Source organism: Staphylococcus sp. FSL K6-0223, assembly GCF_038008285.1.
Genome location: NZ_JBBOYX010000002.1, coordinates 653,814 through 678,980 on the forward strand (window position 1 = coordinate 653,814; position 25,167 = coordinate 678,980).

The 25,167-nt window shown below is 33.2% G+C and carries 25 protein-coding genes, 1 tRNA gene and 1 pseudogene; 2 read left to right on the plus strand and 25 right to left on the minus strand.

The window, feature by feature from the left end:
- Window positions 1–29 precede the first annotated feature (29 nt).
- The 9 genes from ftsA to bshC all read right to left on the minus strand — a co-directional run bounded on the left by ftsA (window position 30) and on the right by bshC (window position 11,338).
- Window positions 30–1,430, minus strand: coding sequence for a cell division protein FtsA (ftsA, locus tag MHI13_RS14050; RefSeq protein ID WP_002435260.1), 1,401 nt, complete (start codon window positions 1,428–1,430; stop codon window positions 30–32).
- A gap of 103 nt (window positions 1,431–1,533) precedes the next feature.
- Window positions 1,534–2,949, minus strand: coding sequence for a cell division protein FtsQ/DivIB (locus tag MHI13_RS14055; protein WP_064210527.1), 1,416 nt, complete (start codon window positions 2,947–2,949; stop codon window positions 1,534–1,536).
- Between the two features lie 15 nt (window positions 2,950–2,964).
- Entirely contained in the window at window positions 2,965–4,314 is a 1,350-nt protein-coding gene (gene murD, locus MHI13_RS14060) for a UDP-N-acetylmuramoyl-L-alanine--D-glutamate ligase (protein WP_047796164.1), read from the minus strand.
- Window position 4,315: 1 nt separating this feature from the next.
- Window positions 4,316–5,281, minus strand: coding sequence for a phospho-N-acetylmuramoyl-pentapeptide-transferase (gene mraY, locus MHI13_RS14065; protein WP_023350433.1), 966 nt, complete (start codon window positions 5,279–5,281; stop codon window positions 4,316–4,318).
- A 178-nt stretch (window positions 5,282–5,459) separates the two neighbouring features.
- Window positions 5,460–7,805 carry a penicillin-binding protein gene (locus tag MHI13_RS14070; RefSeq protein ID WP_064210526.1) on the minus strand — a complete coding sequence of 782 codons (2,346 nt, stop codon included), beginning with the start codon at window positions 7,803–7,805 and terminating at the stop codon, window positions 5,460–5,462.
- Complete coding sequence (ftsL, locus tag MHI13_RS14075) at window positions 7,786–8,187, minus strand: cell division protein FtsL (RefSeq protein ID WP_023350435.1); 402 nt, start codon at window positions 8,185–8,187, stop codon at window positions 7,786–7,788. The genes MHI13_RS14070 and ftsL overlap by 20 nt, the downstream gene beginning before the upstream one ends.
- A gap of 12 nt (window positions 8,188–8,199) precedes the next feature.
- Window positions 8,200–9,135 carry a 16S rRNA (cytosine(1402)-N(4))-methyltransferase RsmH gene (rsmH, locus tag MHI13_RS14080; protein WP_064210525.1) on the minus strand — a complete coding sequence of 312 codons (936 nt, stop codon included), beginning with the start codon at window positions 9,133–9,135 and terminating at the stop codon, window positions 8,200–8,202.
- A 14-nt stretch (window positions 9,136–9,149) separates the two neighbouring features.
- Window positions 9,150–9,581, minus strand: a complete 432-nt coding sequence (gene mraZ, locus MHI13_RS14085) for a division/cell wall cluster transcriptional repressor MraZ (protein ID WP_002435248.1) — start codon at window positions 9,579–9,581, stop codon at window positions 9,150–9,152.
- A 143-nt stretch (window positions 9,582–9,724) separates the two neighbouring features.
- The gene (gene bshC / locus MHI13_RS14090) at window positions 9,725–11,338 is read right to left on the minus strand and encodes a bacillithiol biosynthesis cysteine-adding enzyme BshC (protein ID WP_064210524.1); all 1,614 of its coding nucleotides are present in this window, start codon (window positions 11,336–11,338) and stop codon (window positions 9,725–9,727) included.
- A gap of 187 nt (window positions 11,339–11,525) precedes the next feature.
- On the opposite strand from bshC, the gene MHI13_RS14095 reads away from it, so the two are divergent.
- The gene (locus MHI13_RS14095; RefSeq protein ID WP_002435175.1) at window positions 11,526–11,966 is read left to right on the plus strand and encodes an N-acetyltransferase; all 441 of its coding nucleotides are present in this window, start codon (window positions 11,526–11,528) and stop codon (window positions 11,964–11,966) included.
- Between the two features lie 52 nt (window positions 11,967–12,018).
- Here the strand turns inward: MHI13_RS14095 and MHI13_RS14100 are convergent, their stop codons facing one another.
- The 7 genes from MHI13_RS14100 to MHI13_RS14130 all read right to left on the minus strand — a co-directional run bounded on the left by MHI13_RS14100 (window position 12,019) and on the right by MHI13_RS14130 (window position 13,888).
- Window positions 12,019–12,705 carry a YjjG family noncanonical pyrimidine nucleotidase gene (locus MHI13_RS14100; protein WP_064210523.1) on the minus strand — a complete coding sequence of 229 codons (687 nt, stop codon included), beginning with the start codon at window positions 12,703–12,705 and terminating at the stop codon, window positions 12,019–12,021.
- Window positions 12,706–12,820: 115 nt separating this feature from the next.
- The gene (locus MHI13_RS14105; RefSeq protein WP_002435157.1) at window positions 12,821–12,955 is read right to left on the minus strand and encodes a beta-class phenol-soluble modulin; all 135 of its coding nucleotides are present in this window, start codon (window positions 12,953–12,955) and stop codon (window positions 12,821–12,823) included.
- A 56-nt stretch (window positions 12,956–13,011) separates the two neighbouring features.
- Window positions 13,012–13,146: a beta-class phenol-soluble modulin gene (locus tag MHI13_RS14110; RefSeq protein ID WP_037548763.1), complete on the minus strand. Its 135-nt coding sequence runs from the start codon at window positions 13,144–13,146 to the stop codon at window positions 13,012–13,014.
- A gap of 54 nt (window positions 13,147–13,200) precedes the next feature.
- Window positions 13,201–13,335: a beta-class phenol-soluble modulin gene (locus tag MHI13_RS14115; protein WP_002435067.1), complete on the minus strand. Its 135-nt coding sequence runs from the start codon at window positions 13,333–13,335 to the stop codon at window positions 13,201–13,203.
- A gap of 50 nt (window positions 13,336–13,385) precedes the next feature.
- The gene (locus MHI13_RS14120; protein ID WP_002435169.1) at window positions 13,386–13,520 is read right to left on the minus strand and encodes a beta-class phenol-soluble modulin; all 135 of its coding nucleotides are present in this window, start codon (window positions 13,518–13,520) and stop codon (window positions 13,386–13,388) included.
- A 55-nt stretch (window positions 13,521–13,575) separates the two neighbouring features.
- Complete coding sequence (locus MHI13_RS14125) at window positions 13,576–13,710, minus strand: beta-class phenol-soluble modulin (protein ID WP_002435168.1); 135 nt, start codon at window positions 13,708–13,710, stop codon at window positions 13,576–13,578.
- Window positions 13,711–13,753: 43 nt separating this feature from the next.
- Window positions 13,754–13,888 carry a beta-class phenol-soluble modulin gene (locus MHI13_RS14130; RefSeq protein WP_002435197.1) on the minus strand — a complete coding sequence of 45 codons (135 nt, stop codon included), beginning with the start codon at window positions 13,886–13,888 and terminating at the stop codon, window positions 13,754–13,756.
- A gap of 371 nt (window positions 13,889–14,259) precedes the next feature.
- Here MHI13_RS14130 and MHI13_RS14135 point away from each other — a divergent pair.
- Window positions 14,260–14,333, plus strand: a tRNA-Arg gene (locus tag MHI13_RS14135).
- Window positions 14,334–14,641: 308 nt separating this feature from the next.
- Here the strand turns inward: MHI13_RS14135 and MHI13_RS14140 are convergent.
- From MHI13_RS14140 to MHI13_RS14180, 9 genes and pseudogenes are all read right to left on the minus strand, one after another.
- A pseudogene (locus tag MHI13_RS14140) lies at window positions 14,642–15,151 on the minus strand (YfcE family phosphodiesterase).
- Entirely contained in the window at window positions 15,144–15,731 is a 588-nt protein-coding gene (locus tag MHI13_RS14145) for an XTP/dITP diphosphatase (protein WP_030065269.1), read from the minus strand. The pseudogene MHI13_RS14140 and the gene MHI13_RS14145 overlap by 8 nt, the downstream one beginning before the upstream one ends.
- A 21-nt stretch (window positions 15,732–15,752) precedes the next feature.
- Window positions 15,753–16,553: a glutamate racemase gene (gene racE, locus MHI13_RS14150; RefSeq protein ID WP_002435221.1), complete on the minus strand. Its 801-nt coding sequence runs from the start codon at window positions 16,551–16,553 to the stop codon at window positions 15,753–15,755.
- Window positions 16,554–16,760: 207 nt separating this feature from the next.
- On the minus strand, window positions 16,761–17,597 hold the full coding sequence (gene sdhB / locus MHI13_RS14155) for a succinate dehydrogenase iron-sulfur subunit (RefSeq protein ID WP_002435188.1): 837 nt from the start codon (window positions 17,595–17,597) through the stop codon (window positions 16,761–16,763).
- On the minus strand, window positions 17,597–19,363 hold the full coding sequence (sdhA, locus tag MHI13_RS14160; protein WP_002435075.1) for a succinate dehydrogenase flavoprotein subunit: 1,767 nt from the start codon (window positions 19,361–19,363) through the stop codon (window positions 17,597–17,599). Before sdhA ends, sdhB begins: the two co-directional genes overlap by 1 nt.
- Before the next feature lie 56 nt (window positions 19,364–19,419).
- Window positions 19,420–20,034: a succinate dehydrogenase cytochrome b558 subunit gene (locus MHI13_RS14165; protein ID WP_002435177.1), complete on the minus strand. Its 615-nt coding sequence runs from the start codon at window positions 20,032–20,034 to the stop codon at window positions 19,420–19,422.
- A gap of 383 nt (window positions 20,035–20,417) precedes the next feature.
- Complete coding sequence (gene uvrC, locus MHI13_RS14170; protein WP_340761354.1) at window positions 20,418–22,202, minus strand: excinuclease ABC subunit UvrC; 1,785 nt, start codon at window positions 22,200–22,202, stop codon at window positions 20,418–20,420.
- Window positions 22,203–22,304: 102 nt separating this feature from the next.
- On the minus strand, window positions 22,305–22,619 hold the full coding sequence (gene trxA / locus MHI13_RS14175; protein WP_002435174.1) for a thioredoxin: 315 nt from the start codon (window positions 22,617–22,619) through the stop codon (window positions 22,305–22,307).
- 198 nt (window positions 22,620–22,817) lie between these two features.
- On the minus strand, window positions 22,818–25,166 hold the full coding sequence (locus MHI13_RS14180; RefSeq protein WP_064210796.1) for an endonuclease MutS2: 2,349 nt from the start codon (window positions 25,164–25,166) through the stop codon (window positions 22,818–22,820).
- Window position 25,167: the final 1 nt, after the last annotated feature.

Genomic DNA, 25,167 nt, shown 5'->3' on the forward strand with positions numbered 1-25,167 from the left:
AATTTCCTCCTAGTCTTAATGGCCAATAATCATTCAAATAGAGATTTCATTAGTTTTTTAAATTTACCTTCTTCTTTGTCCTTACCTTCTGATTGATGATAATCATCTTCGTGATGTTCTCTGCGGTCTTCATATGTTTCCTCACGAGGTGATTCAGGTTCTTCCTCATGATTCTCTTTTTTGTTTGATTTACGTTTAAACCAATCAAAACCGCTCGATTTAGATTCGTTATCTTTATCTTCAGATTCGATAACTTCCTCTTCAAATCCTTCATTATCTTGATAACTAATTGTAACATAATCTAATAACTCGTCAAAAGCGATACTACTAGAAATTGTCGAAATAGCAGAAGAGAACTCAGGTTTTCTAATACCCATTTGAGATGGAGTATGAATTCTTACTTTCTCACTTACCATGTCTTGCAGTAATTCTTTTACACCAAGTAAGTTAGCAGAACCACCTGTTACAATAAATCCGCCATTCACTTTAGTAAGTCCAAGTTCTTGTAACACATCGAACACTTCAAAGAATATATCCTCTACACGTTGTTCGATAAAATCGCTTAAATCTTTTTGAGTATATTGAACATGTTCTTCACTATCAATTTGATCTACTGAGAATACATCTTGTTCTGAAGCTGAATCATAGAAAGCATGTCCATATTGATGCTTAATCTTCTCAGCAGTATCATATGTAGTATTTAAGCCTTGTGCAATATCATCTGTAATATCACGACCAGCCATTTCAATTGAATCAGCGTCTACTAACTCTCCACGCTCATAAAAAGCAATTTGAGTTAAATCTTCGCCAATATCAATGACACAAGCGCCTAATTCTTTTTCTGTAGCGGTTAAAATTGAACCATAATTGTATGCATCAGAGTAAACATCTAATACATCTACGCCACATGCTTCAACACATTTAATCATATTAATTAAAATAGATTTTTGTATAGCTATAACGCCTGCATCAACTTTCAATGAATGTCTAGCAATTAATTCTTTAGGGTCAGAAACTTCATTGTCTTTATCAACTACGAATCGAATAGGAAAGACATTAATCACTTCTGTTTCTGTTACATCATTCTTATCACGAATTCCGTCTAAAACTGATTCAATGTGTGTTCCATTAATTTCAGTATCTTCATAAAATTCAATTTCATTTGATTCATCGTATACTTCGGTACCAATGATAGGTAACTTTAAGAATACTTCTTTTATATCTACACCAGAGGCAATTGAAGCCTTCTTAATTGTATCTTTGATTGCTTGTCTCGCAATATCAAAATCATCAATAAGACCATTCTTGATACCGCTAGTGTAGGTTTGTCCTGTACCTATCACATTTATTCCATTGTGAAATTTTTCGCCTACTATCGTTTTTACACTTGATGAACCTATATCTATACTTACATAGTAATGTTCCTCCATAGATAGGCACCTCCTGACAAATTACTATTAAAATACACTATGTTTAGTTTACAATACGTTGAATAGCTTGTGAACTATAAACACATAGTATTAACGAAATTTTTTAATTATTATCTTTTGATTGATTATTAATTTTATTTAAAACACTTTGAAGTTCTTCTTTAGCTTCACTTTCTTGTTGTGTAGATTTTGTTACATTCTGGTCGGATTCAGACTCAGCACCTGTTGCTCCACTATAAGGTATGAATGAAGCACCCACTGATAAATCAATATACCCATCAGTCTTAAGATTACCTGAATCATCTCTACTTAACGATTGTGACATTTGCGGGTAATATTTCATTTTATCGGCTATTGTAGTAATATCTCCGACAACTTGCATGTCATCTTTAGTGAAGATTTCAATTCTATTTTGTTTGTTCTTCTCTGGAGCATAACTAACTTCAGCAATTAAACTTCTTACTTCAGGTGACATTTCAGATAAAGCTTGAATGATTCTTGTTTTTTTATTTCCTTTAAAACCATCGATAATTGGTCCGTCATGTGAAACATCATCACTGTAATCTTTTAATTCTTTGCCATCTTCTATAATTGGAACGTAACTGTCTTTATTTTTTTCTAAACCAACAACTTGGTACTCAGTTACTTTTACATTTATGGTGTTAGGCAATTGTTTATGAATTTCAACATCCTTGATCAAAGGATTCTTCTTCAAATTGTTAATTGCTTTCCTCTTACTAAATGTGTACATTCTTGAATGAGATGTAACATTTAACTCTTTATTGATTTTACTTTTACTAACATTATTATTTCCTTTAATATTCACATTAGAAATCTTGCTTAAAGGAGTGAACATATAAAGTAAGAATATAACAATCAATAATACTAATACAGTAATAATGATATACTGTATTCTTTTTTGTCTTTTTCGGCGTAACGCTCTTTTTTCTTCTAATGTTAAAGGTTTCTGTTGTTCATTTTTATCTTTTTCTGTGTTGTGATCACTATTATTATTAATAAAAGGCATCTTATTTATAAAACCTTTTTTATCACTTTTCTCTTCATGAACGTTTTTATTCGCCTTACCACTCTCATCTTTACTAGATTCAGAAGCATCACTTTTGCTATCCGATAGAGATTGTTCTTTTATATCTTCGATGTCTTCATTTGTATCGTCTTCATTAATCTCTGTTTGAGAGTCTTTATGATGTTGTATTGCTTCATCACCGTGATTTAGACTATCTTTATTATGTTCATTTTCAGATTGAGTCTTTTTATCTTCATTAGTACTTTCCGTCTCTGGAGAATCATTCTCGAAAACATCATTTTCTTGTGTTTCCTCATTCGAATATTCATCGTTATTAACTCTGTCACCGAAACGTTTTCTTTTTCTATTACGAAAATCTTTATTTCTTCTAAAAAGACTCACATCATCTTTATCATTATTGTCTTTCTTAGATGTAGTAAAATCTTCAATGCGCGAAACTTTATCATTTTTGTTTTTATTATTTTCATCCATGAGCATTCACACTCCTTAATAAGATGGCAAGTGTGCTCGGAATCTCTCGATAAATTTCTCACCACGTTCTTCAAATGTTTTATATTGATCCCAACTTGCACAAGCTGGTGAAAGTAACACCACATCATTAGGTTCGATAATGTCTTGAATTTTATCAACTGCATCTTCAACGTTCGTTGCTCTAATTACATATTTACCTTGGCTATTACCTAGTTTAGCAAATTTTTCTTGTGTTTCTCCAAAAACAATCATTACACGGACATTATTCATATAAGGTATAAGTTCATCAAAGTCATTGCCTCTATCTAAACCACCACATAACCAAATAATCGGTTGTGTGAATGAATTTAAAGCGAATTGTGTAGCTAAAGTATTAGTTGCTTTGGAATCATTATAATATTTATTCGTACGGTGAGTACCAATGTATTGCAGTCTATGATCAATTCCTGAGAAAGTTGTCAGACTATCTACGATGGCTTTAACTGGTACGCCTGCCAAAATAGCAGCTAATACTGCAGCCAAAATGTTTTCTAAGTTGTGTTCGCCTGGTAAAACTAAATCTTTAACATTTATGATACGAACGCCATTAAATACGATAAATCCGTCTTTAATATATATTCCATTAACTTCTTGTTGTGTTGAAAAATAAAGTGTTTTTGATTTTAAATTCTCTGTTTCAATTAAATGTCTTTGATGATAGTTACAAATGAGATAATCATCTTCAGTTTGATTTTTATAAATTTGTTTTTTCGCATTTTGATAATTTTCTAAAGACTCATGATAATCTAGATGTGCTGAATATATGTTTGTAATGATTGCTATGTGAGGTTTGTATTCATCAATACCTAATAATTGGAAAGATGAAAGTTCTGTAATCAAATATTCATCAGCTTTAACTTCTTGAGCTACTTTAGAAGCAACATAACCTATGTTTCCTGATAGTCGACCTGTTAAGACACTTTTTTTAAACATATCCCCTATTAGAGATGTCACAGTCGTCTTACCATTTGTGCCAGTCACACCTATAATAGGTGCCTCAGAAATAAGGTAACTTAATTCGACCTCGGTTAAGATTTTTAAACCTCTGCGAACTGCCTCATCAATAATTGAAACAGTATAAGGGATACCCGGATTTTTGACGATAATAGGATTATTATCAAGTAGCGAAAGAGGATGTTCACCACTTATTACCTCTATCCCCATTGATTCAAGATCTTTTGCATGTGCGTCTTGGGAAAGGTCCTTTCCATCATTCACTTTGACGTTTGCACCCAATTTAGCTAATAATTTTGCAGCTTCATAACCACTTTTAGCTAAGCCAACTACTAGAACATTTTTATTTTCTAATCCTGTGTAATTCAGCACTCTAATGCACTCCAATCCATAAGCCTATTAATCCTGAAATTAAACCTACTGTCCAGAATACAGTTACTACTTTCCATTCTCCCCATCCACTTAATTCAAAATGATGGTGAATAGGACTCATTTTAAATATACGTTTCTTAGTTAATTTATAAGACGCTACTTGCATCATAACTGATAATGTTTCAATAACGAAAACTAATCCTACAAAGAAAAGCGACAATTCCTGATTTAACATAATTGAGATTGTAGCGAATATTCCTCCTAATGCAAGACTACCTGTGTCACCCATAAATACTTTTGCAGGGTTTAGGTTATAAGGTAAAAAGCCTATTAATGCAAACACCATAATGACACAGAACGTACCGATTGCTGGGGAATCTAATATAAAGCTCATTATTGCATAGATAGCAAATCCAATGATAGATAATCCTGTAGCTAAGCCATCCAGTCCATCAGTTAAGTTTACCGCATTTGAGAAACCAACCTGCCAAAAGATTATGAATATTACATACGCGAAGGAGAGTGGTAAATCAAAATGAGTAAACGGAATATGTAAATTTGTAGTGAAATTAACTAAATGAAAAACATCACCTAGCACAAAGAATATAACTGCAATTAAAATTTGAGCTAAGAATTTTTGTTTACTCGTTAAACCTTGGTTGTTTTTCTTAACTACTATAATATAATCATCAATAAATCCAATTAGTCCAAATCCAATAGTAACTAATAATAATAAAATAATAGGATTTGATTTATCGACAAATATGATTGCAATAATAGATGTAATAATAATACTTATTAAAAACGTGAGTCCACCCATAGTTGGTGTTCCTGTTTTTTTCATGTGGCTTTGAGGCCCTTCTTCTCTAATGCTTTGGCCAAATTTCATTCTTTTTAACGTAGGAATGAGCACTGGTACTAATATAAATGTTATGAGTAGTGCGATGATCGCATATATAAATAACATATGAATCTCCTTTTCTTCACTTTCTAATATATTCGTTAATTGTAAATAACCTTTAATAGTTTATCAGTTTTCGGTTTATTTTCATATAAATCTTTAAACATAAATAAATGAGGTTGGGACCATCTCTTAGTTAATCCCTAAAATGATCATCCCAACCTCTGTTGTCTGCTTAGTTCAATCAGCTGTCATCGCTGGAACTTGAATTATTTTTTGAATTGCTATTGGAGTCTTTTTTAGAGTCAGAACTTGAACTATCCTTTGATTCTGATTTAGAAGATGAGCTTGAATCTTGTTTAGAGTTTTTATCTTTAGACTTACTTTCATCTTTCGAATTTTTACTAGCTTCTGTTGCATTTGAATCATCTTCACTATCATCAGTTTTATCAGCAGATAGTGTCACTTCTACTTTATCTTTGTTTTTCAACGCTTGGCCTTTAGTAATACTTTGGTTAGTTACAAAACCATTACCTTTAGTGGAAACTTTAATATGTGTTAAGTCTTCAAATGCGAGTACATCTTCTTTTGTCCAACCTGTCATATCCGGCATAGTGATATCACCATCTGTAAGTAACATTACTTTACTATGAGGTAAAATCTTAGTCCCTGCTTTGACAGATTGAGATTTAATTTGCTTACCACTACCTATAATAACTGGTTTGAGCGACTGAGCATTCATACTATCTTCTGCTTTTTGTGTTTCTTGACCTTCAACGTTAGGTACCTTACTGTAATCAGCTTTAGATGCAGAATCACTTGATTTACCTACATTGAGATACTTGAGTGTGTTTTCCATAATAGGTTTAAATGCTTTACTTACACCCATCTCGTAAGCTTCTTCATCATTTTTCTGAGCTAAACTCATACCCGCGTAAACGATGACTTTAGGATTTTTCTTCGGCGCGTCACCTATAAAGCTTACAAAGTAAGGATTTTCACCTTTAACATATCCGCCACCATTTGAATCTGCTACTTGAGCGGTACCAGTTTTACCTTCGATGTCGTAACCTTTAACGCGATAGTTCATCGCATGACTTTGTTTACTATTTACAACTTTGTCTAACTCTTTTTCAACTTTATCAGCAGTATCTTTTGAAATTGGTTTTCCTGCGTACTCTTTTTTACCACTATAGAAGTTTTTCTTAGTGACAGGATTATCAATGCTATTTACAAACCAAGGTTTTAACATATTACCTTTATTGAAAAATGCTGATTGTGCTTGAATCATCTGTACAGGTGTAACAGTCGTAGATTGTCCAAACGCAGATGTTTTTTGTTGTAATTCATTAGCCCAAGCTACGTGGCCTGATGCTTCTCCATCAAACATTCCATCTGTTTTCTTACCAAAGCCAAAACGTTCATACCATGACTTCATCTTATCTGCTCCAACTAAATCTTGTAAATGCATCATTAGCGTGTTAGATGAATAGGTGAAGCCTAGAGTCATAGGTATATTGCCCCAACCTTCTTTATTCCAATCTGAGATCTCAGAACCCATAATGTCTCTGTGTCCAGATTTATATTTTTCATTAGGTTTAAATTTACCTTCTTGGATAGCAGCAGCTAATCCATAAGACTTAAACGTAGAACCTGGTTCATACGTATTTTGGTATAAATCGTTAGCCCACTTTTTACCAAAATCCTTACCTGTTTCAGGGTTAAAGGTAGGTCGTTGACTATAAGCGAGTATTTCACCTGTTTTAGCGTCCATTACAACTGCAAATAAATCTTTAGGCGCATATTTCTCTACCATGCCATCTAACGCTTCTTCAACAAAGACTTGAATATTAGAATCAAGCGTTAAATGAACATCGTCTCCTCGTTTAGGAGTTTGTTCTTTTTTAGTATTAGGAGCAATATAACCCCAAATATCCTGGATATATTTAAGCGTACCTTGCGTTCCATTTAAGTAGCTATTAAAGATTTTTTCAACACCTAAAGCACCATTAAGTTGTCCTGTGTCAGGGTCTTTTTGAGCCATACCAATTAAATGAGAGGCAAAGTTTCCATTAGGATAGAAACGTTCTGTCTCAGGATATAATGAAACCCCAGATAAATTCATTTTTTCAATTTTTTCTTTATCTTGATAAGTTAAGTTAGTTCCTTTTTGACCAAACTCAACTTGGAAAGCTTTCTTTTGATTGAGTCGTTTTTCAATATCAGAAGCTTTCATATCTATAACTTTAGATAATTGTTTAGCTGTTTTCTTCTTATCTACTACGTGACGTGGCTTTTTACTGTTTTGACTTGCCTTTTTATCGACAACTGCAACAACTTTATACCTTTCAACATCTTCTGCAAGAACCTTCCCATTGCGATCATAAATTTTACCACGCTCTGGTTGCTCAGAATTTTTTACTAAGTATTTTTCATTTGCCTTCATCACAAGATTCTGACCATTTGAATGACCAGTTACCATAATATATGAGAACCTTAAAACCAATATAAAAAAGAGCAGTCCGAATAAACCAACTAGAAGGACTGCCCCTATTTTATTTTTTTTAATTTTAATTTTTCGCTTCGCCATTACTACGCACTACCTTTACATTATCGTTCTGTAGGCTCATACCTTGTTTTTTAGCCTTATCGTAAATGCGTTCATATGAAGAATTTTTCTTGATTTCAGACTTTAATGCGCTGTTTTCACTAGATTGTTTTTCTATTTTTTGATCTAAATCTGCAATTTTTCCCCGCGTATCATACGCATCCATTTTTAAAGATAGCATATAAATACTAATCATGGCAATTACTGTAATAAGCGTTATGTATAAAACTTTTTCAAATCTAGTTAATTGTACGACTACTTTTCTTTTAACAGTCTGTTTTTCTGGACGAGATTGCGGTTGTCTTTGTGGAATACTGGTTTGAGTTGCTTCATCATAAGGTTGATAAATTTTTTCTACAGCCATTTCAATTACTCCTTATTTTAAAATTTCTGCAACACGTAGTTTTGCACTACGCGCACGATTGTTTTCGTCTAAATCTTCTTCAGTAGCAGTTATCGGTTTGCGATTTACACGTTTTAATTTCGGCGAGTAACCTTCAGGAATAATTGGTATCCCTCTCGGAACTTCTGGTCCTTTCTCATATTCTTGGAAAATTTGCTTACATAAGCGGTCCTCCAAAGAATGGAACGTGATGACCGAAATCCTTCCATTAACATTTACACTCTCAATTGCTTGTTCAATTGAATCTTCAAACGCGGATAATTCATCGTTTACAGCTATTCGAATTGCTTGAAAAACTCTTTTAGCAGGATGTCCCCCTTTACGTCTCGCCTTGGCAGGTATACCTTCTTTGATGATGTCAACGAGTTGTAAAGTCGTTTCTATTGGATGTTGTTCTCGATGAGCTTCTATTCTTCTTGCAATTTGTTTTGAAAACTTTTCTTCACCGTAACGATAAAAAATCTTTACCAATGCTTCATAAGACCATTCATTCACTACCTCATAAGCAGATAATGATTGAGTTTGATCCATCCGCATGTCTAATTTCGCATCGTGATGATAACTAAATCCTCTTTCAGGGACATCCAATTGCGGACTCGAAACACCGAGGTCGTAATAGATGCCGTCTACTTTTTCAATGTTTAAATCTTTTAAAATATTCGTTAATTCTCGAAAGTTGTTATGAACAAAAGTGACTTTATGTAAGTGTTCTTTCAAAACAACTTTTGCATTTTCTAAGGCTGTTAAATCTTGATCAATCGCAATAAGTCTACCTTCATCATTTAATTGATTAAGTAAATAAAGGGCGTGACCTGCACCACCAAGCGTACAGTCAACATACACACCATCTTCTTTAATATTTAAATAATCAATGGTTTCGTTTAACATGACGCTGACGTGATGAAACACTTGAATACCTCCATTTAAAAATCAAAATCTATCAAATCTTCAGCAATATCTTCGAAACTATCTTCTGATTCTTCATAGAAGTCATTCCAAGTTTCTCTGTCCCAAATCTCAATACGATTAGACACACCTATTACTGTACATTCTTTGGTCAAATTAGCGTATTTCCTCAAATTCTGAGGTATGTTGATACGCCCTTGCTTATCTAATTCTACTTCTACAGCACCAGAGAAGAACATACGCATAAATTTACGTGCGTCTTTTTTAGTCATAGGTAAGGTTTTCATCTTCTCTTCAATTTGTTGCCATTCTTCAAGTGTGTAACCAAATAAGCATTTATCAAGGCCTCTAGTGATAATAAAACGTTCATTTAAGTCATAACGAAACTTGGACGGTACTATCATACGTCCTTTTGTATCTAATTGATGATCGTATTCTCCCATGAACATTTTTTATCACCTCACCTTATTTATAATTTACCACATCTCCCCACTATCCTCCACTAATTATGCAAAATTAGTTCAATTTATTTGCTCAAACACAAAAAAACCCGTTTTATCAAAAAGATAAAACGGGTTCAAACGCCTTTATATCAAGGTTTTATAATTATATGATCAAAAGTGTAATGAAGTGGTGGGTAGGTGGAGGGATGGAACACATTTTTCCCAAAATCATTCATTATTTGTAATGGATTCCAAATTCTTTCCTGTAATCCACCCATTGGATGGAGCACTTCATTAATTTCTCTAAATTGGCGCATACTAATATCATTTTCTCTCTCTACATTTAATAAGTAGCGTTTTAACAAGTAATGATATTGTTCTTGGTGAATTTCATTATTCTTCTCTATCAATAATTCATTATCATGATTTCCTGCAACTTGAGATTTCAATCTTTCAGTTAGTTGTTGCTGTTTTACTTTCATTTGCTCTACTTCATCTATTAATTCTTGAGAGGCTTTTTCACGTACAAATTTCTGTCTATCTTGTTCTACTCCATATGAAATGATAGATTCAGTTTTCAGATTATATTGTTTCAATAATTTTTTAGTTCTATCATACATATAGCTTATTCTAAGTCTAGGTAAAACAATGGGCATTTCAACATTAAGTAAATTAAACACTTCTTTTAATTCTGCCCAGTACTTTATTTCGCTTGGTCCACCAATAAATGCAACAGTATTAAATAACCACTCTTCCATAACTGGACGAGTAACAACATTATTTGATATTCTCTCGGGCTCATTTTCAATAATGTTAAATAAATCTTCTTTTGAATATGACTTCTCCGATTTACTAGTAATAAATCTGCCATCTTTATATTTTAATAACTGTCTCATATTTTCATCATGAATAAATAAATGAGTATTAGTGTCTGTCTGAATCATTGGATTTAATCCTTGTGCTTCAATTTTGGATTGTGTATCTCGAAAAGCTTGATCCAATTTTTCACTTTTATCTAGTATATCTTTGAAAATAGGCTTTTCCATTTTCCTTAACTCTGTGAATTGAGCATCTAGGAATAATACCCCATATTCTTTGAAAATTTCATGTAGAAGTCCTTTGAAGATATCAGTCCAATTTTCGTAGCGTAAGATGATGTTACGACATAACTGATACACTTCATTGCTATGGGAAGTCTCTGTTAATTCTTTAAAAAACTGATTAAGCGACTCCAACAAAGCTTCTTTATCAGGAGTAAAACGAGTAACACTAGTTTCAGGTGGAGTCATCGTATGATATTTAATCTTATCGAGCGTTGCCTTCTTATGATTAAATACAAAAGTATGATTAACTTCATCAAAATCATGGTCTTCTCCAGCAATCCAAAAAACAGGTATAATTTTTTCATTATATTGATTTGTCAGTTGATTACTTAGAGTAATAATTGAAAAAATTTTATGAAAAGTGTAGAGAGGTCCTCCAAACAATCCCGCTTGCTGCCCTCCAATTACTACTTTAGCTCCCTCAGCTAAATCTTTAATATTCATAATTTGTGATTCTGACAAATCTAAATCACTCATATAAGATTTTATAACAGAAGAAAGTTGCTCTTCTCTACCATTATTTGGAGTATTAAGTCTTTTAGAGAAACTATCGCTTAAACTTGCATCATATTCATAAAACCTCGCAATTTGAGAATCGCCATTTTTTATTTTAGAGATAAACTGATCATCTTCATTTAACTTTATTACATTGCACTTCATGTTTTAACTCCTTCAGTATCACTATTACTCATATAGTATAAAGACTATACTCATTTATGACAATTTTACGGCTTAAATTTATTTATATATTCATTTTAAAACTGGAATTTTCTATAATTTTAAATAAATGAAAGTTAACATTAAAATAAGGTATAATAGAGAAAAGAAATTAAAGGGGAGAGAAAATATGAGCGAGGTAAAACATCTAGAGATAAATTATAAAACTGATGAGCTCTTTGAAGATTTTAGAGAGTTCGGCAATAAAGATCTCTATATGGTTGAAGAATTAAAAGGTCAAATGATCGATGCAAGTTCAGATTCACCTTTTTATGGCATTTTTGTAGGAGATAAATTAGCGGCAAGAATGGCTTTACTCGACAAAGGCGAAGTTGAAGAAACTTATTTCCCAGATTGTGATGATTACATTTTATTATGGAAATTAGAAGTTCTTGAAAAATATCAAGGTCGTGGCTATGCTAAAAAGCTTATCGATTTTGCTAAAGAAAATAATAAACCTATCAAAGCCATCGCTAGAAACAACTCAAAAGACTATTTCTTAAAACATGGTTTTGAGGATGTAGAAGCTAAAAACCCTGAAGGTCACGATGTATTAATTTGGAAGCCTTAACTTTATATAAAAAGCCATTAAATGTATGCTAAATACATTTAATGGCTTTTTTCTATTCAACAATATTAATTAGTTCTGACAAATTACTAATCTCGTAATGAGGTTGTATGTTAGAGTTATTTTCTTTTCCACGGTAATTAAACCAACATGTTTGAATATTAGCATTGAGGCCACCCATAACATCTGAGGTCAACGAATCTCCAACTATAATTGTTTCCTCTCTATTAATGTTTCCAATCTCATTAAAGATGTAATCAAAGAATTCTCGCATAGGTTTCTGGTAACCAGTCTGCTCTGAAATAAATATTCCATTAAATATATCATTAAAATTCGTCTGAGCAATGCGACGCTGTTGCGTGATTGTCACACCATTCGTAACAATATATAATGAATGTTTATCTTTCAACTGGTTAATAGTTTCAATCGTTTGATCGAAAAATTTAAGCGGCGCTTTAGCTAATTCATCTCTAAATATCTCATCCGCTTCTTTACCATCTACTTCTATGTAAAAATCATTAAAATAATTAATAAATCGATGAGATAAAACTTGTTCTTTCGTCAATTCATTTTGTTGAAAAGCTTCCCAGTGTGCTTGATTGACCTTTCTAAAATGTTGGAAATCTTGTTTAGTCGGAAAATGACGGTAATGTTTTGCCATATTATAAAATGCCTTTTCCTCTGCATCGTAAAAATCAACTATTGTATCATCGAAATCTAATAAGATATGTTTATATGTCACAATTTATCCCCGTTTCAAATTTTAATGAACAAACTTCTTATACTTTTTAATAATAACAAATAATCTGAAAATAAAAAAAGACCAGAGCGCTTGCCCTGGTCCATCTAATCATATATTAGAATCCGAATACTTTACCTAATAAACCGATTCCGTTTTCTGCGATTCCTACGATGCTTGTACCTAATTTTGCCCAGTCATGGTCTTGTCCTGCTTTTACTGTGTTTGCGATTGCTTCTGCTAATTTAGTCATTAAAATCTCTCCCTTTATTTATATATTTTAGATTTAAATATTATTAAATTCGCTAATTAACCACCGAAGATTTTACTTAATGCACCGATACCATTTTCAGCGATTCCTACGATGCTTGTACCTAATTTTGCCCAGTCGTGGTCTTGTCCTGCTTTTACTGTGTTTGCAATTGCTTCTGCTAATTTTTGCATTATAATCTCTCCCTTTATTTATATTTTAGATTTAAAATTTCATTAATGCGATAATTAACCACCAAAGATTTTAGTGATAGCGTTAATACCATTTTCAGCGATACCAACAATGCTTGTACCTAATTTTGCCCAATCGTGATCTTGTCCTGCTTTTACAGTGTTTGCGATTGCTTCTGCTAATTTTTGCATTATAATCTCTCCTTTTAGTAGTTTATTAAAAAATGAGTAATTTGATTAAATTAGAATCCGAATACTTTACCTAATAAGCTGATTCCATTTTCAGCGATACCTACGATGCTTGTACCTAATTTTGCCCAATCTTGGTCTTGTCCTGCTTTTACTGCGTTTGCGATTGCTTCTGCTAATTTAGTCATTATAGTCTCTCCTTTAGTTTATTTTATTTATAATTAAGTTCTTATTTATCGAAAATTAACCACCGAATACTTTAGTTAATGCACTTACACCGTTTTCTACGATATCAACGATGCTTGTACCTAATTTTGTCCAATCATGATCTTGTCCTGCTTTTACTGTGTTTGCGATTGCTTCTGCTAATTTTTGCATTATAATCTCTCCTTTATTATTAAAACGATATTAATAATCTGAATTATGCACCAATAAATTTAGAAATAACTTTTACACCATTGTCAACGATGTCAACAATGCTAGTTCCTAATTTTGTCCAATCTTGGTTGATTCCAGCATCGACTGTGTTTCTAATTGCGTCGAATAATTTTTCCATTACAAACACTCCTTCAGTAAAATGTGATAATGCGTGAGTTAATTAATTTAAAACGATGAATGAACTTGTGTTGTTTGTTTATCTATCGTTTTGTTACTTATACTATAAAGCGGATTTAGCACAATTTGTTTATATTTTCTTAAGTCGGTATTTAAAGGTCTAAACTGTGAAATGTAAACGTTTGCACAACAGTTTGGAATTCCTTAGTGTATTGTTTACAATTCAATTGTTAAAAATTCCTTGCATCTTTACAATAAATTAACATTCTAGTATAAAAAGCACTACTATAGTGAAAAATATAAACATTTTTTATAAGAGAACTATTGCTAAAACTCCCCCATTTAGATATAATAATTCTTGTGTTAAAAAATGTCCTGGTAGCTCAGCTGGATAGAGCAATGGCCTTCTAAGCCATCGGTCGGGGGTTCGAATCCCTCCCAGGACGCTAATAATATACTTTTAAGACGATGAGGGATACTACAAATGTAGTATCCCTCATTTTTCGTTAATAAAGATCCTTAACGTAAATCGGATAATTTAATTAGATTGATTACAAAAGATGCGTAGTTTAATTTCGCTATCTTTTAATTACTTAAATACCGCTCTTCTAAAAAGAAAATGCATAACAATCATTAAATCCGCTAAAATTTTCCATTACTTGTGCCTAACTGTATTTAAACAATGCTAAAGTGTCGTAATCTAAAAAATACCTGCCCTTTTACGGGCAGGTATCGTTTTCTAATGCTTATCTGTTCAAATATTTATCATAACTGTATCTATTATTTTATTTTCTCTATTTCTAAAATTTAGTTCAGCCTGTGAGCCGGTATCATTAATAATAAGTTCAGCAAATGTTTCTTCTATATTACTGCGTGATTAAGAGATACTACCTGGATTAATAACATGTACTCCAGCAATATTCTCATATTTAGCAACATGAGTATGTCCATAAAATGCAAATTGGCAAGATAGAGATTTTGCTTTTTCAGCAAGTTTCATACGCGTACGATTGACATCGTAAAAATGTCCATGTGTGTAAAATGCTTTCATACCCTCTTCTTCAATTATCTCTTCTTCAGGAAATTCAGGATAAAAATCACAATTGCCTTTAACACGATGATATAGACTTAATTCCGTATCATTATATTGAAACTCCGAATCACCTAGATGTAGAAAGGCACCAGCATCTTGATGCTTTTCAAACACGTGATACAAAATCCCTGATTCATTATGATTATCACTAATAATAATCCACTTACTCATTTTGACCACCTTCTAGATACGCTTTCAACAATTGAATCGCATTTCCTCTGTGACTTATCTCACTTTTCTCTTCGTCAGTAAGTTCTGCCATTGTTCTCTTTTTATCAGGCACAAAGAAGATTGGATCATAACCAAATCCATGAGTCCCTTGTCTTGCATGAGTAATTTCACCAGAAACTGTGCCTTTAAATGTTTTAGTTTCTTCACCTGGTGCACTCATACTAATCACACAAACAAATTGTGCTCGTCGATCAGATTCATTCTCTAAATTAGCCAATAGCTTATCAATATTAGCATCATCACTTTTATCTAGTCCTGCATATCTTGCTGAATAGACACCTGGTTCACCTTTGAGTGCGAACACTTCAAGTCCACTATCATCAGCAATCACACGCTTATTTAACACCTTGGCTGCAGCTTCTGATTTTAATTTAGCATTCTCTTCAAATGTAGTACCTGTTTCCTCAACATCGAAATTTGGTAAAAGTTCAGAAATACCTATGACATTATCTTCTTTGAAAATAACTTTAAAGTCATTAATTTTACCTTTGTTATTCGATGCAATGACAATATCTGACATAACTATACTTACTCCCTTCTCTTACTCACCTACTGTAATTTGTTCAACTTGTACATTCATTTTAAGCCATTCGGCAATAATATTTTTGATATGTGTGGTATCACCAGTCGCAAAGAATCGATGTTTTGGATGTTCTGTATAACTCGCATGTTCATTACTAAACGTTAATAACGCACTTACTTCACGTGCAGTTTCTAATCCTGAAGAAATTACAGTTTTTTCACCATCAAAATAATCATAAATAGGTTTGTATAATAGAGGATAATGCGTACAACCTAAAATTACAGTATCAGCATCACTGTTTCTCCATTGTTTTAATGTCTGATGAATAACAATACTTGTGATAGTTGGGTCATTATATCTCATTTGTTCAACTAACGGTACAAAACCTGGACATGCCACACCATAAACATTGACGTTAGGATTAATCTTTTTAATATGAGTACGATAAGCTTCTGATTTAATTGTACCTTCAGTTCCTAATACTAAAACATTTTGATTTTTAGTCGTCATAATCGCAGTTCGTGCACCTGGTTCAATAACTCCAATAACAGGAATAGGCAACAATGTTTGTAAATGCTCTAATGCAACAGCTGTTGCTGTATTACAAGCAATGACTAACATTTTTATATCAAATTCCATTAATTTTTGAGCAATTTCTGTAGTAAACTGTTTAACTTCATCCCCAGGTCTAGGTCCATAAGGGCATCGTCCAATATCACCAAGATAATATATCGTCTCATTTGGTAATTGTCTCATGATTTCTTTGGCTACCGTTAAACCTCCCACACCTGAGTCGATAACACCTATAGGTTTATTCATATATCTTCATCCTTATTTTTTCAGTTAACCTTTATTTTATCACAATGGACTTATACTGTTTATTATTACGAATCTAGTTTTACTTTCTATTTTGAAAATGATTTCTAAGAAGCATACTAATTTAAAAAGACACTCATATTGATGGGAAATTTTTTTAAAACAAAAAACGACTAAGACTTTAACGTCTTAGTCGTAATATAATCGATATTAATCTACTTTATGGTCAGAACCGAAGAATGATTTAAACATATGGAATGATGTTTCTCTGTTTAAAGCTGCAATAGAAGTTGTCAATGGAATACCTTTAGGACAAGCATTCACACAGTTTTGAGAGTTACCACATTCTTGTAAACCACCAGTGCTCATTAAAGCATCTAAACGTTCATCTTTAGTCATTGAACCAGTTGGATGTAAGTCGAATAAACGCACTTGAGAAATCGCTTGAGCCCCAACGAATTTGTTATTAGGCGTTACATTTGGACATACTTCCAAGCAAACACCACATGTCATACATTTAGATAATTCGTAAGCTGTTTGACGTTTTTTCTCTGGCATACGTGGTCCAGGACCTAAATCGTACGTACCATCAATTGGAATCCAAGCTTTCATTCGTTTTAAGTTGTCGAACATTCTTGAACGGTCAACTTGTAAGTCACGAATAACTGGGAACGTACTCATAGGTTCTAAACGGATAGGTTGTTCTAATTGGTCAACGATTGCTGAACAAGATTGTCTTGCGCGACCATTGATAACCATTGAACAAGCTCCGCATACTTCTTCAAGACAGTTCATATCCCAAGTGACTGGAGTCGTCTTCTCACCTTTAGCATTAACAGGGTTACGTCTAATCTCCATTAAACATGCGATAACATTTAAATTCTCTTTGTAAGGAATTTCAAAAGTTTCTTCATATGGTTTAGATTCGTTATTGTCCTGTCTTTTAATGATTAATTTAACTGTTTTTTGATTAGATTGTTGATTCTGTTCTTTTGTTTGTTGATTACCTTGAGTTTCTGGAGTTTCTTTTACTGATTGTTCAGCCATTATTTTTTACCTCCCTTAGACTTACTAGTGTAATCACGTTTACGTGGTGGAATTAAACTTACATCAACTGGCTCGTAAGTAAATTCTGGTTTTTCAGTTCTACCTCTATAATGAGCCATTGTAGTTTTTAACCATTCATCATCATTACGATCTGGGAATTCTGGTTTGTAGTGTGCACCACGAGATTCATTACGGTTGTAAGCCCCAATAGTAATAACACGTGCTAATACTAGCATATTCCATAATTGACGAGTGAAGAATACGGCTTGGTTACTCCAAGTTTGTGTATCTTCCATATCGATATCTTCATAACGTTTCATCAATTCTTGTATTTTCTTATCTGTTTCTAATAATTTATCATTTTCACGTACAACTGTTACGTTAGCTGTCATAATTTCACCTAACTCACGGTGAAGTTTATAAGCATTTTCAGTACCACGCATATTTAACAGCTTGTCAAAACGTTCTTGTTCTTCTTTAACACGTTTTTCATAAATACTGTCGTCTAACTCTGAATAAGAAGTTTCGATGTTTTGAACATATTTCACTGCGTTAGGACCTGCAACAGTACCACCATAAATTGCAGATAATAGAGAATTAGCTCCTAAACGGTTACCGCCATGTTGAGAGAAATCACACTCACCAGCAGCGAATAGACCTTTGATATTTGTCATTTGATCATAGTCTACATATAGTCCACCCATTGAGTAGTGTACAGCTGGGAAGATTTTCATTGGTACTTTACGAGGATCATCACCTGTGAATTTTTCATAGATCTCAATGATACCACCTAATTTAACGTCTAATTCATGTGGATCTTTATGAGATAAATCAAGGTATACCATGTTCTCGCCGTTTATACCTAATTTTTGGTTAATACATACATCAAAAATTTCACGCGTTGCGATATCACGAGGTACTAAGTTACCATAATCTGGGTATTTCTCTTCTAAGAAGTACCAAGGTTTACCATCTTTATATGTCCAAATACGTCCACCTTCCCCACGAGCTGATTCACTCATAAGACGTAATTTGTCATCTCCAGGAATAGCTGTTGGATGGATTTGAATAAACTCACCATTAGCATAAATTGCACCTTCTTGATAAACAATTGATGCTGCAGATCCTGTATTAATCATTGAGTTTGTTGTTTTACCGAAGATGATACCAGGACCACCTGTAGCCATGATAACTGCATCTGATCCAAATGATTGAATTTCTGATGTTGTCATATTCTGAGCAACGATACCTCTTGCTGCATCTTCATCATCTTTAACGATACCTAGGAATTCCCAGCCTTCGTATTTAGTTACTAATCCATCTACTTCATAAGAACGAACTTGTTCATCTAAAGCGTATAATAATTGTTGTCCTGTTGTAGCACCGGCAAATGCAGTTCTGTGATATAACGTACCACCAAAACGTCTGAAGTCTAATAAACCTTCGTTTGTTCTACTAAACATTACGCCCATACGGTCTAATAAGTGTATAATTTTTGGTGCTGCTTCAGCCATCGCTTTTACTGGTGGTTGGTTAGCTAAGAAGTCTCCCCCATATACTGTGTCGTCAAAGTGAATCCACGGAGAATCTCCTTCACCTTTAGTATTAACCGCACCATTAATGCCCCCCTGGGCACAAACAGAGTGCGAACGTTTTACAGGTACTAATGAGAATAAATCTACATGTGCACCTTGTTCTGCCGCTTTAATTGTTGACATCAGACCGGCAAGTCCTCCACCGACAACAATAACTTTTTTCTCTGCCATAGAAATGTCACTCCCCTGATATTAAAAATCTAAGACTTAAGTTGAAATCATCGTTGTTACATAAATGCGATAATAGCTGATACACCGATATAAGAAACCACTAAGAATACAATTAAAGAAATCCAAGTGAATACGCGTTGAGATTTTTTAGATTGTAAAAAGCCCCACGTAACACAGAATGACCATAAACCATTTGCAAAGTGGAATACTACCGCAATGATACAAATGATATAGAAAATTGCCCATAATGGATTTTTTAACGTTTCATGCATCATGTCGTAATCTACTGCTTTACCGAAAAATGCTTTCTGTAAGCGTGTTTGCCATAAGTGCATCGCAATGAAAATGAAAGCTAAAATACCACTTACACGTTGGAAGAAAAACATCCAGTTTCTAAATAAAGAATAATGACCGATGTTTTCTTTTGCAGTAAATGCGATATGTAGTCCAAAAAGTCCATGGTATAGCAATGGAATATAAATAAGTAAAAATTCTACCACAATTAAGAATGGTAATGATTCCATGAAACCAGATGCTTTATTGAAAGCCTCTGCGCCTTGTGTTGCTTGATGGTTTACCAATAAGTGAACAATTAAGAATGCACCAATTGGGATAATACCTAATAACGAATGTAGTCGTCTAAGGTAAAATTCGTTTTTTGATTGAGCCAAAAGGAGTCCCCCCTGTGAAACAAATATTTAAATTTGCTAATCCCCAGAAAATTGTATGCAATATGCCCTGAAATTCCATATAAAAGACTAGCTTACATTTACTTCTTTATTTGGTACTTGTACGTGTAAACACTTTAATTAAATGAGAAATAAATCCACACAAGTATGGCTTAAAAAAGTAAAAGGCTAGTGATTATAAAGAATTCTTTAATAAAGATGTGACGACTCATAGTTGAAGTTACCAACACTTAATTGATAACATTTCTCATTTAGAAAACGCTTCCACACAACCTTAAAAAAATTAGCTTTTGTTAACCATATTGTAACATTTTTTATACTACTTTTGGGCATGAGAATAATTCTCATGCCCATTTTTTTGAAATTTATTTATTTTGTAGTGCTTTTTGTAGGTTTTTAGCAACTTTTTCAGGTAGGCCTGCACCTTTTAAATCATCTAAATTGGCTTCCTTCATTTTCTTAATTGACCCAAAAGTTCTTAAAAGTGTAGTTTTTCTCTTGGCGCCAATACCATCTATATCGTCTAAGACTGATTTAAGTCCTGTTTTTTGTCGAGTTTGTCTATGGAACGTTATCGCAAAACGATGTACCTCATCTTGAATTCTATGGAGTAAGTAAAATGCTTGGCTGTTTTTCTTCAACGGTACAATTTCAGCACTTGCTCCATAGAGTAATTCAGATGTTTGGTGTTTGTCGTTCTTTTGAAGTCCTGCAACTGGAATGTCTAAGCCTAATTCATTTTCAAGGACATCCATCACACCGTTCATATGACCTTTACCACCATCAACAATAATTAAATCTGGTAAGGGTAAGCCCTCATTTAAAACGCGCGTATAACGCCGACGTACTACTTCTCTCATCGATTTATAATCATCAGGCCCTTCTACGGTTTTAATTTTATATTTACGGTATCCTTTTTTATCTGGTTTACCATCTACAAAGGTCACCATTGCAGAAACAGGATCCACACCTTGAATATTGGAATTATCAAAAGCTTCTATTCTAATAGGAGTTTGAATTCCCATGCGTTTTCCTAACTCTTCTATAGCTTTAATAGTTCTAGATTCATCTCTTGCAATTAACTCGAATTTATTTTCAAGTTGCACTTCAGCATTATGATTAGCTAAATCAACCATTTCTTTTTTAGCCCCACGAGAAGGTTGAACAATCTTTGTATCTACAACTGAATGAATCATCTCTTTATCAAGGTTCTTTGGAACATGAACTTCCTTAGGTAAGATATGTTGATTTAAGCTATAGAATTGTCCTATGAAAGTATAAAACTCTTCTTCCTCTGATTGTTGTATCGGTATCATTGTTGCATCTCGTTTTATCATATTTCCTTGTCTAATGAAGAAAACTTGTACACACATCCACCCCTTAGAAACGTTATATCCAAAGACATCTCTAATTGTATTATCAGTAGACATAATTTTTTGTTTTTTCGTTAAGTTGTGAATATGTTGAATCATATCACGATACTCTTTCGCTTGTTCAAAGTCTAAATCTTCACTAGCTTTTGTCATTCTACTCTCTAAATTATGAATAATCGTTTTATCTTCACCATTTAGAAAATCCGTAATTTCTTTAGTCATTTGTGCATATTTATCTAAATCAACATCATAAACACACGGCCCCATACATTGGCCTATATGGTAGTATAAGCACAGTTTATCAGGCATATTATCACATTTTCTAAAAGGATAAATACGATCTAACAATTTCTTTGTTTCTTGAGCAGAATACGCATTAGGATAAGGACCGAAATATTTTCCAGTTCCCTTTTTCACAGTGCGTGTAACAATCAGTCTTGGATGTTTTTCTTTTGTGATTTTAATAAAAGGATAACTTTTGTCGTCTTTAAGTAAAATATTGTAACGCGGTTGATATTGTTTTATTAAATTTAATTCTAGTAATAAAGATTCAGTCTCACTTGAAGTCACAATGAATTCAAAGTTTCGTATCTCACTAACAAGGCGGGTCGTCTTAGCATCATGTGCACCAGTAAAGTAAGAACGTAGACGATTTCTTAATTTTTTTGCTTTACCTACATAAATCACTTGGTCATTTCTATCTTTCATTAAATAGCAACCAGGTTCTAACGGCACTACATTCAATTTTTCCTTAATTTTCTTTTGATAGTCCTCCAATTTTTTCCTCCTTTCTTTTAATTTTTATAATTACTATTTATAAACAAAATAAAGCTGGAGCATTTACATAATGAAATGCCCCAGTCTTAAGTCATATAATTCTTATAGATGTTTATCTAATACTTCTGCTAAGTTTTCTTTTGGTTGGAAACCTACAACTTTATCAACTGGTTGACCATCTTTAAACACGATTAAAGTTGGAATACTCATTACTTCGTATTTTGCAGCAGTTGATGGGTTTTCATCAACATCTAATTTTAAAATATCAGCTTTACCGTCATAATCTCCGGCTAACTCCTCTAGTACTGGAGCGATCATTTTACAAGGTCCGCACCAAGTAGCCCAGAAGTCTACTAATTTAACGCCAGATTCAATTTTAGTATCGAAATCAGAGTCAGTTACTTTTACGATTGCCATAAATGCCAATCCTCCTTAATTTTTAAATGATGAGCAAATTATAACAGACTTTAATAACAACTGCATTGCTATTGCTCAATTAAAGTATGATTATCTCATTTGCTTCATCACATCATTTTATTAACTAATAATACTGGGTTTATTGTACGTTATTTTCTCAAAAAATCAAATGCAGTGCTTGAATTAATCAATCATTAATCATTTGAGTTCTGCAACCGTTACGCCAAATCCACCTTCACTAGGCATACCACCTCTAAATTTGCTGACACTTTTATGTTTTTTTAAATGCTGTTGAACACCTTTTTGAAGCGCGCCTGTGCCTTTACCATGAATAATGTAAACTTGCTCATAATTACTTAAAACTGCTTGATCTAGATATTGATCTAATTCTATTAGTGCTTCCTCATAACGATATCCTCTTAAATCAAGTTCAGTCTTAATCGTTTGTCTATTTTGACGTGTAACCATTTTAGCTGGTTTTTCTTTTTTCTTCTTCGTTTTCTCTAAATCTTCAATAGGTAATTTCATTTTAATGATACCCATTTGCACAACTGCTTCATCTTCACCAACAAGTTCAAGCACCTCACCTTTTTGACCATATGAGAGCACTTTCACTTCATCACCAGCGTTAATTTTATCGTATTTTTTCTTCTGAACACTTTGTTTAATTGACTTCGCTTCATATTGGTCATCTAGTTGTTTTTTCTTATCAATTAATTCATGTTCTTTAACTTCTGCACCTTTGTTGTCACGTAAGTCTCTTAATTCTTTAAGAATTGTATCCGCTTCTTTAGTCGCAGATTTAACACGTTGATTCGCTTTTTCTTTTGCTTCATTCATCAATGATTGTTCATAGTTTTGATATTGTTGATATTGCTTCGCAAGGGCATCGTGAGTTTCTTGGGCTTCACGAACAAGTCGATCTAGTTCAATACGTTGTTCATCTACACGCTTAGAATTTCTTTCTAAAGATTCTATCATTGAGTTAATTTCTTGTTCATCTGTACCAATCATTGTTTTAGCTTTATTAATGATATTGAGGCTAAGTCCCAACTTTTTAGAAATATCGAATGCGTTTGAACGCCCAGGTACGCCCATGAGCAATTTATAGGTTGGGCTTAACGTATCAACATTGAACTCCACACTAGCATTCATGACACCTTCGCGATTATAACTATATGCTTTTAACTCTGGGTAATGTGTTGTTGCCATAACAAGTGATCCTAGGTTGCGAACGTAATCTAGGATACTCATTGCTAACGCTGCACCTTCACTAGGATCAGTCCCTGCGCCCAATTCATCAAATAATATTAAGCTATTTTTATCTGCTTCATGTAAGATTTCAACAATATTCTTCATATGAGATGAGAAAGTTGATAAAGACTGTTCAATTGATTGTTCATCGCCTATATCGCAGTATACATTTTCGAAAATACTTAATTGACTGCCATCAAGCGTTGGTATTAATAAACCAGATTGTGCCATGACAATAATAAGTCCAAGTGTCTTTAAAGTAACAGTCTTACCGCCTGTATTTGGCCCTGTAATAATTACCGTTTCAACATCATCAATAAATTCAATCGTATTTGAAACGACGGTTTGTTTATCTAATAATGGATGAAACGCGTTGGGAAGATAAACCGTTCTCTCTTTCTTAAAAGTAGGTTTCGTTCCCTTAATCGAACGTGCATAACGTGCTTTAGCAATTAAGAAATCAATTTGCCCCATCACTGATTCAGCTATAAGTATGGAATCGGCTTCTACAGCTACTTGACCGGTCAATTCAGTAAGAATACGTTCGCGTTCCACAGCCTCATCGTTACGCAAACGACTGATTTGATTATTCATCTCTACAACTGAACTGGGTTCAATATAAAGAGTTTGTCCAGAGGCTGATTGATCATGCACAATACCATTAAAATCTTGACGATATTCCGCTTTAACTGGAATTACGTTACGGTCATTTCTAACTGTGACAATGGCATCAGATAACTTCTTTTGATTGCTCTGACTTTTAACAATACGATCTAAATTCTGACGTATTCGTTGATTAGTACTAGAAATTTTGCTTCTAATACCTTGTAGTGCATAACTTGCATGGTCATATAAATCATAAGTATCACATTTATCTTTGATTTCTTGAAATAAATCAGTTAGTACCGGAAGCTGACTCATCTTTTCATCTAATATCGGGTACTTTACTTCTTCATCTTCTTCTAAGAGTTGGTTGTAAAACGTCTTAAATTGATTTTGAACTTGAATGAGTCGTTTAATTACATTCAATTCAGTCACATTTAGAACGCCACCAATATTCGCTCTATGAATAAGTGGTGATACCTTAGCTAAACCACTTAAACTTGGTAATCGATGTTTATTGTATATTTGAGAAATTTCATCAGTTTCATTGATTTGAAATTCAACAGTTTCAAATTCAGTTGCTGGTGTCATTGCATCTACTTTTTCACGACCTAAATCACTTATTGTTTCATCCGCAACAAAGGATTTAATCTTGTCGAATTCCAAAACATCTAATGTCTTTTGTCTCATG

What these genes read in the sequence shown, in the direction of transcription:
- ftsA (WP_002435260.1), bottom strand. Translation starts at nt 1,430, where the DNA reads ATGGAGGAACATTACTATGTAAGTATAGATATAGGTTCATCAAGTGTA.
- MHI13_RS14055 (WP_064210527.1), bottom strand. Translation starts at nt 2,949, where the DNA reads ATGGATGAAAATAATAAAAACAAAAATGATAAAGTTTCGCGCATTGAA.
- mraY (WP_023350433.1), bottom strand. Translation starts at nt 5,281, where the DNA reads ATGTTATTTATATATGCGATCATCGCACTACTCATAACATTTATATTA.
- MHI13_RS14070 (WP_064210526.1), bottom strand. Translation starts at nt 7,805, where the DNA reads ATGGCGAAGCGAAAAATTAAAATTAAAAAAAATAAAATAGGGGCAGTC.
- ftsL (WP_023350435.1), bottom strand. Translation starts at nt 8,187, where the DNA reads ATGGCTGTAGAAAAAATTTATCAACCTTATGATGAAGCAACTCAAACC.
- mraZ (WP_002435248.1), bottom strand. Translation starts at nt 9,581, where the DNA reads ATGTTCATGGGAGAATACGATCATCAATTAGATACAAAAGGACGTATG.
- bshC (WP_064210524.1), bottom strand. Translation starts at nt 11,338, where the DNA reads ATGAAGTGCAATGTAATAAAGTTAAATGAAGATGATCAGTTTATCTCT.
- MHI13_RS14095 (WP_002435175.1), top strand. Translation starts at nt 11,526, where the DNA reads ATGAGCGAGGTAAAACATCTAGAGATAAATTATAAAACTGATGAGCTC.
- MHI13_RS14105 (WP_002435157.1), bottom strand. Translation starts at nt 12,955, where the DNA reads ATGACTAAATTAGCAGAAGCAATCGCAAACACAGTAAAAGCAGGACAA.
- MHI13_RS14110 (WP_037548763.1), bottom strand. Translation starts at nt 13,146, where the DNA reads ATGCAAAAATTAGCAGAAGCAATTGCAAACACAGTAAAAGCAGGACAA.
- MHI13_RS14115 (WP_002435067.1), bottom strand. Translation starts at nt 13,335, where the DNA reads ATGCAAAAATTAGCAGAAGCAATCGCAAACACTGTAAAAGCAGGACAA.
- MHI13_RS14120 (WP_002435169.1), bottom strand. Translation starts at nt 13,520, where the DNA reads ATGACTAAATTAGCAGAAGCAATCGCAAACGCAGTAAAAGCAGGACAA.
- MHI13_RS14125 (WP_002435168.1), bottom strand. Translation starts at nt 13,710, where the DNA reads ATGCAAAAATTAGCAGAAGCAATCGCAAACACAGTAAAAGCAGGACAA.
- MHI13_RS14130 (WP_002435197.1), bottom strand. Translation starts at nt 13,888, where the DNA reads ATGGAAAAATTATTCGACGCAATTAGAAACACAGTCGATGCTGGAATC.
- MHI13_RS14145 (WP_030065269.1), bottom strand. Translation starts at nt 15,731, where the DNA reads ATGTCAGATATTGTCATTGCATCGAATAACAAAGGTAAAATTAATGAC.
- racE (WP_002435221.1), bottom strand. Translation starts at nt 16,553, where the DNA reads ATGAATAAACCTATAGGTGTTATCGACTCAGGTGTGGGAGGTTTAACG.
- sdhB (WP_002435188.1), bottom strand. Translation starts at nt 17,597, where the DNA reads ATGGCTGAACAATCAGTAAAAGAAACTCCAGAAACTCAAGGTAATCAA.
- sdhA (WP_002435075.1), bottom strand. Translation starts at nt 19,363, where the DNA reads ATGGCAGAGAAAAAAGTTATTGTTGTCGGTGGAGGACTTGCCGGTCTG.
- trxA (WP_002435174.1), bottom strand. Translation starts at nt 22,619, where the DNA reads ATGGCAATCGTAAAAGTAACTGACTCTGATTTCGATACTAAAATTGAA.
- MHI13_RS14180 (WP_064210796.1), bottom strand. Translation starts at nt 25,166, where the DNA reads ATGAGACAAAAGACATTAGATGTTTTGGAATTCGACAAGATTAAATCC.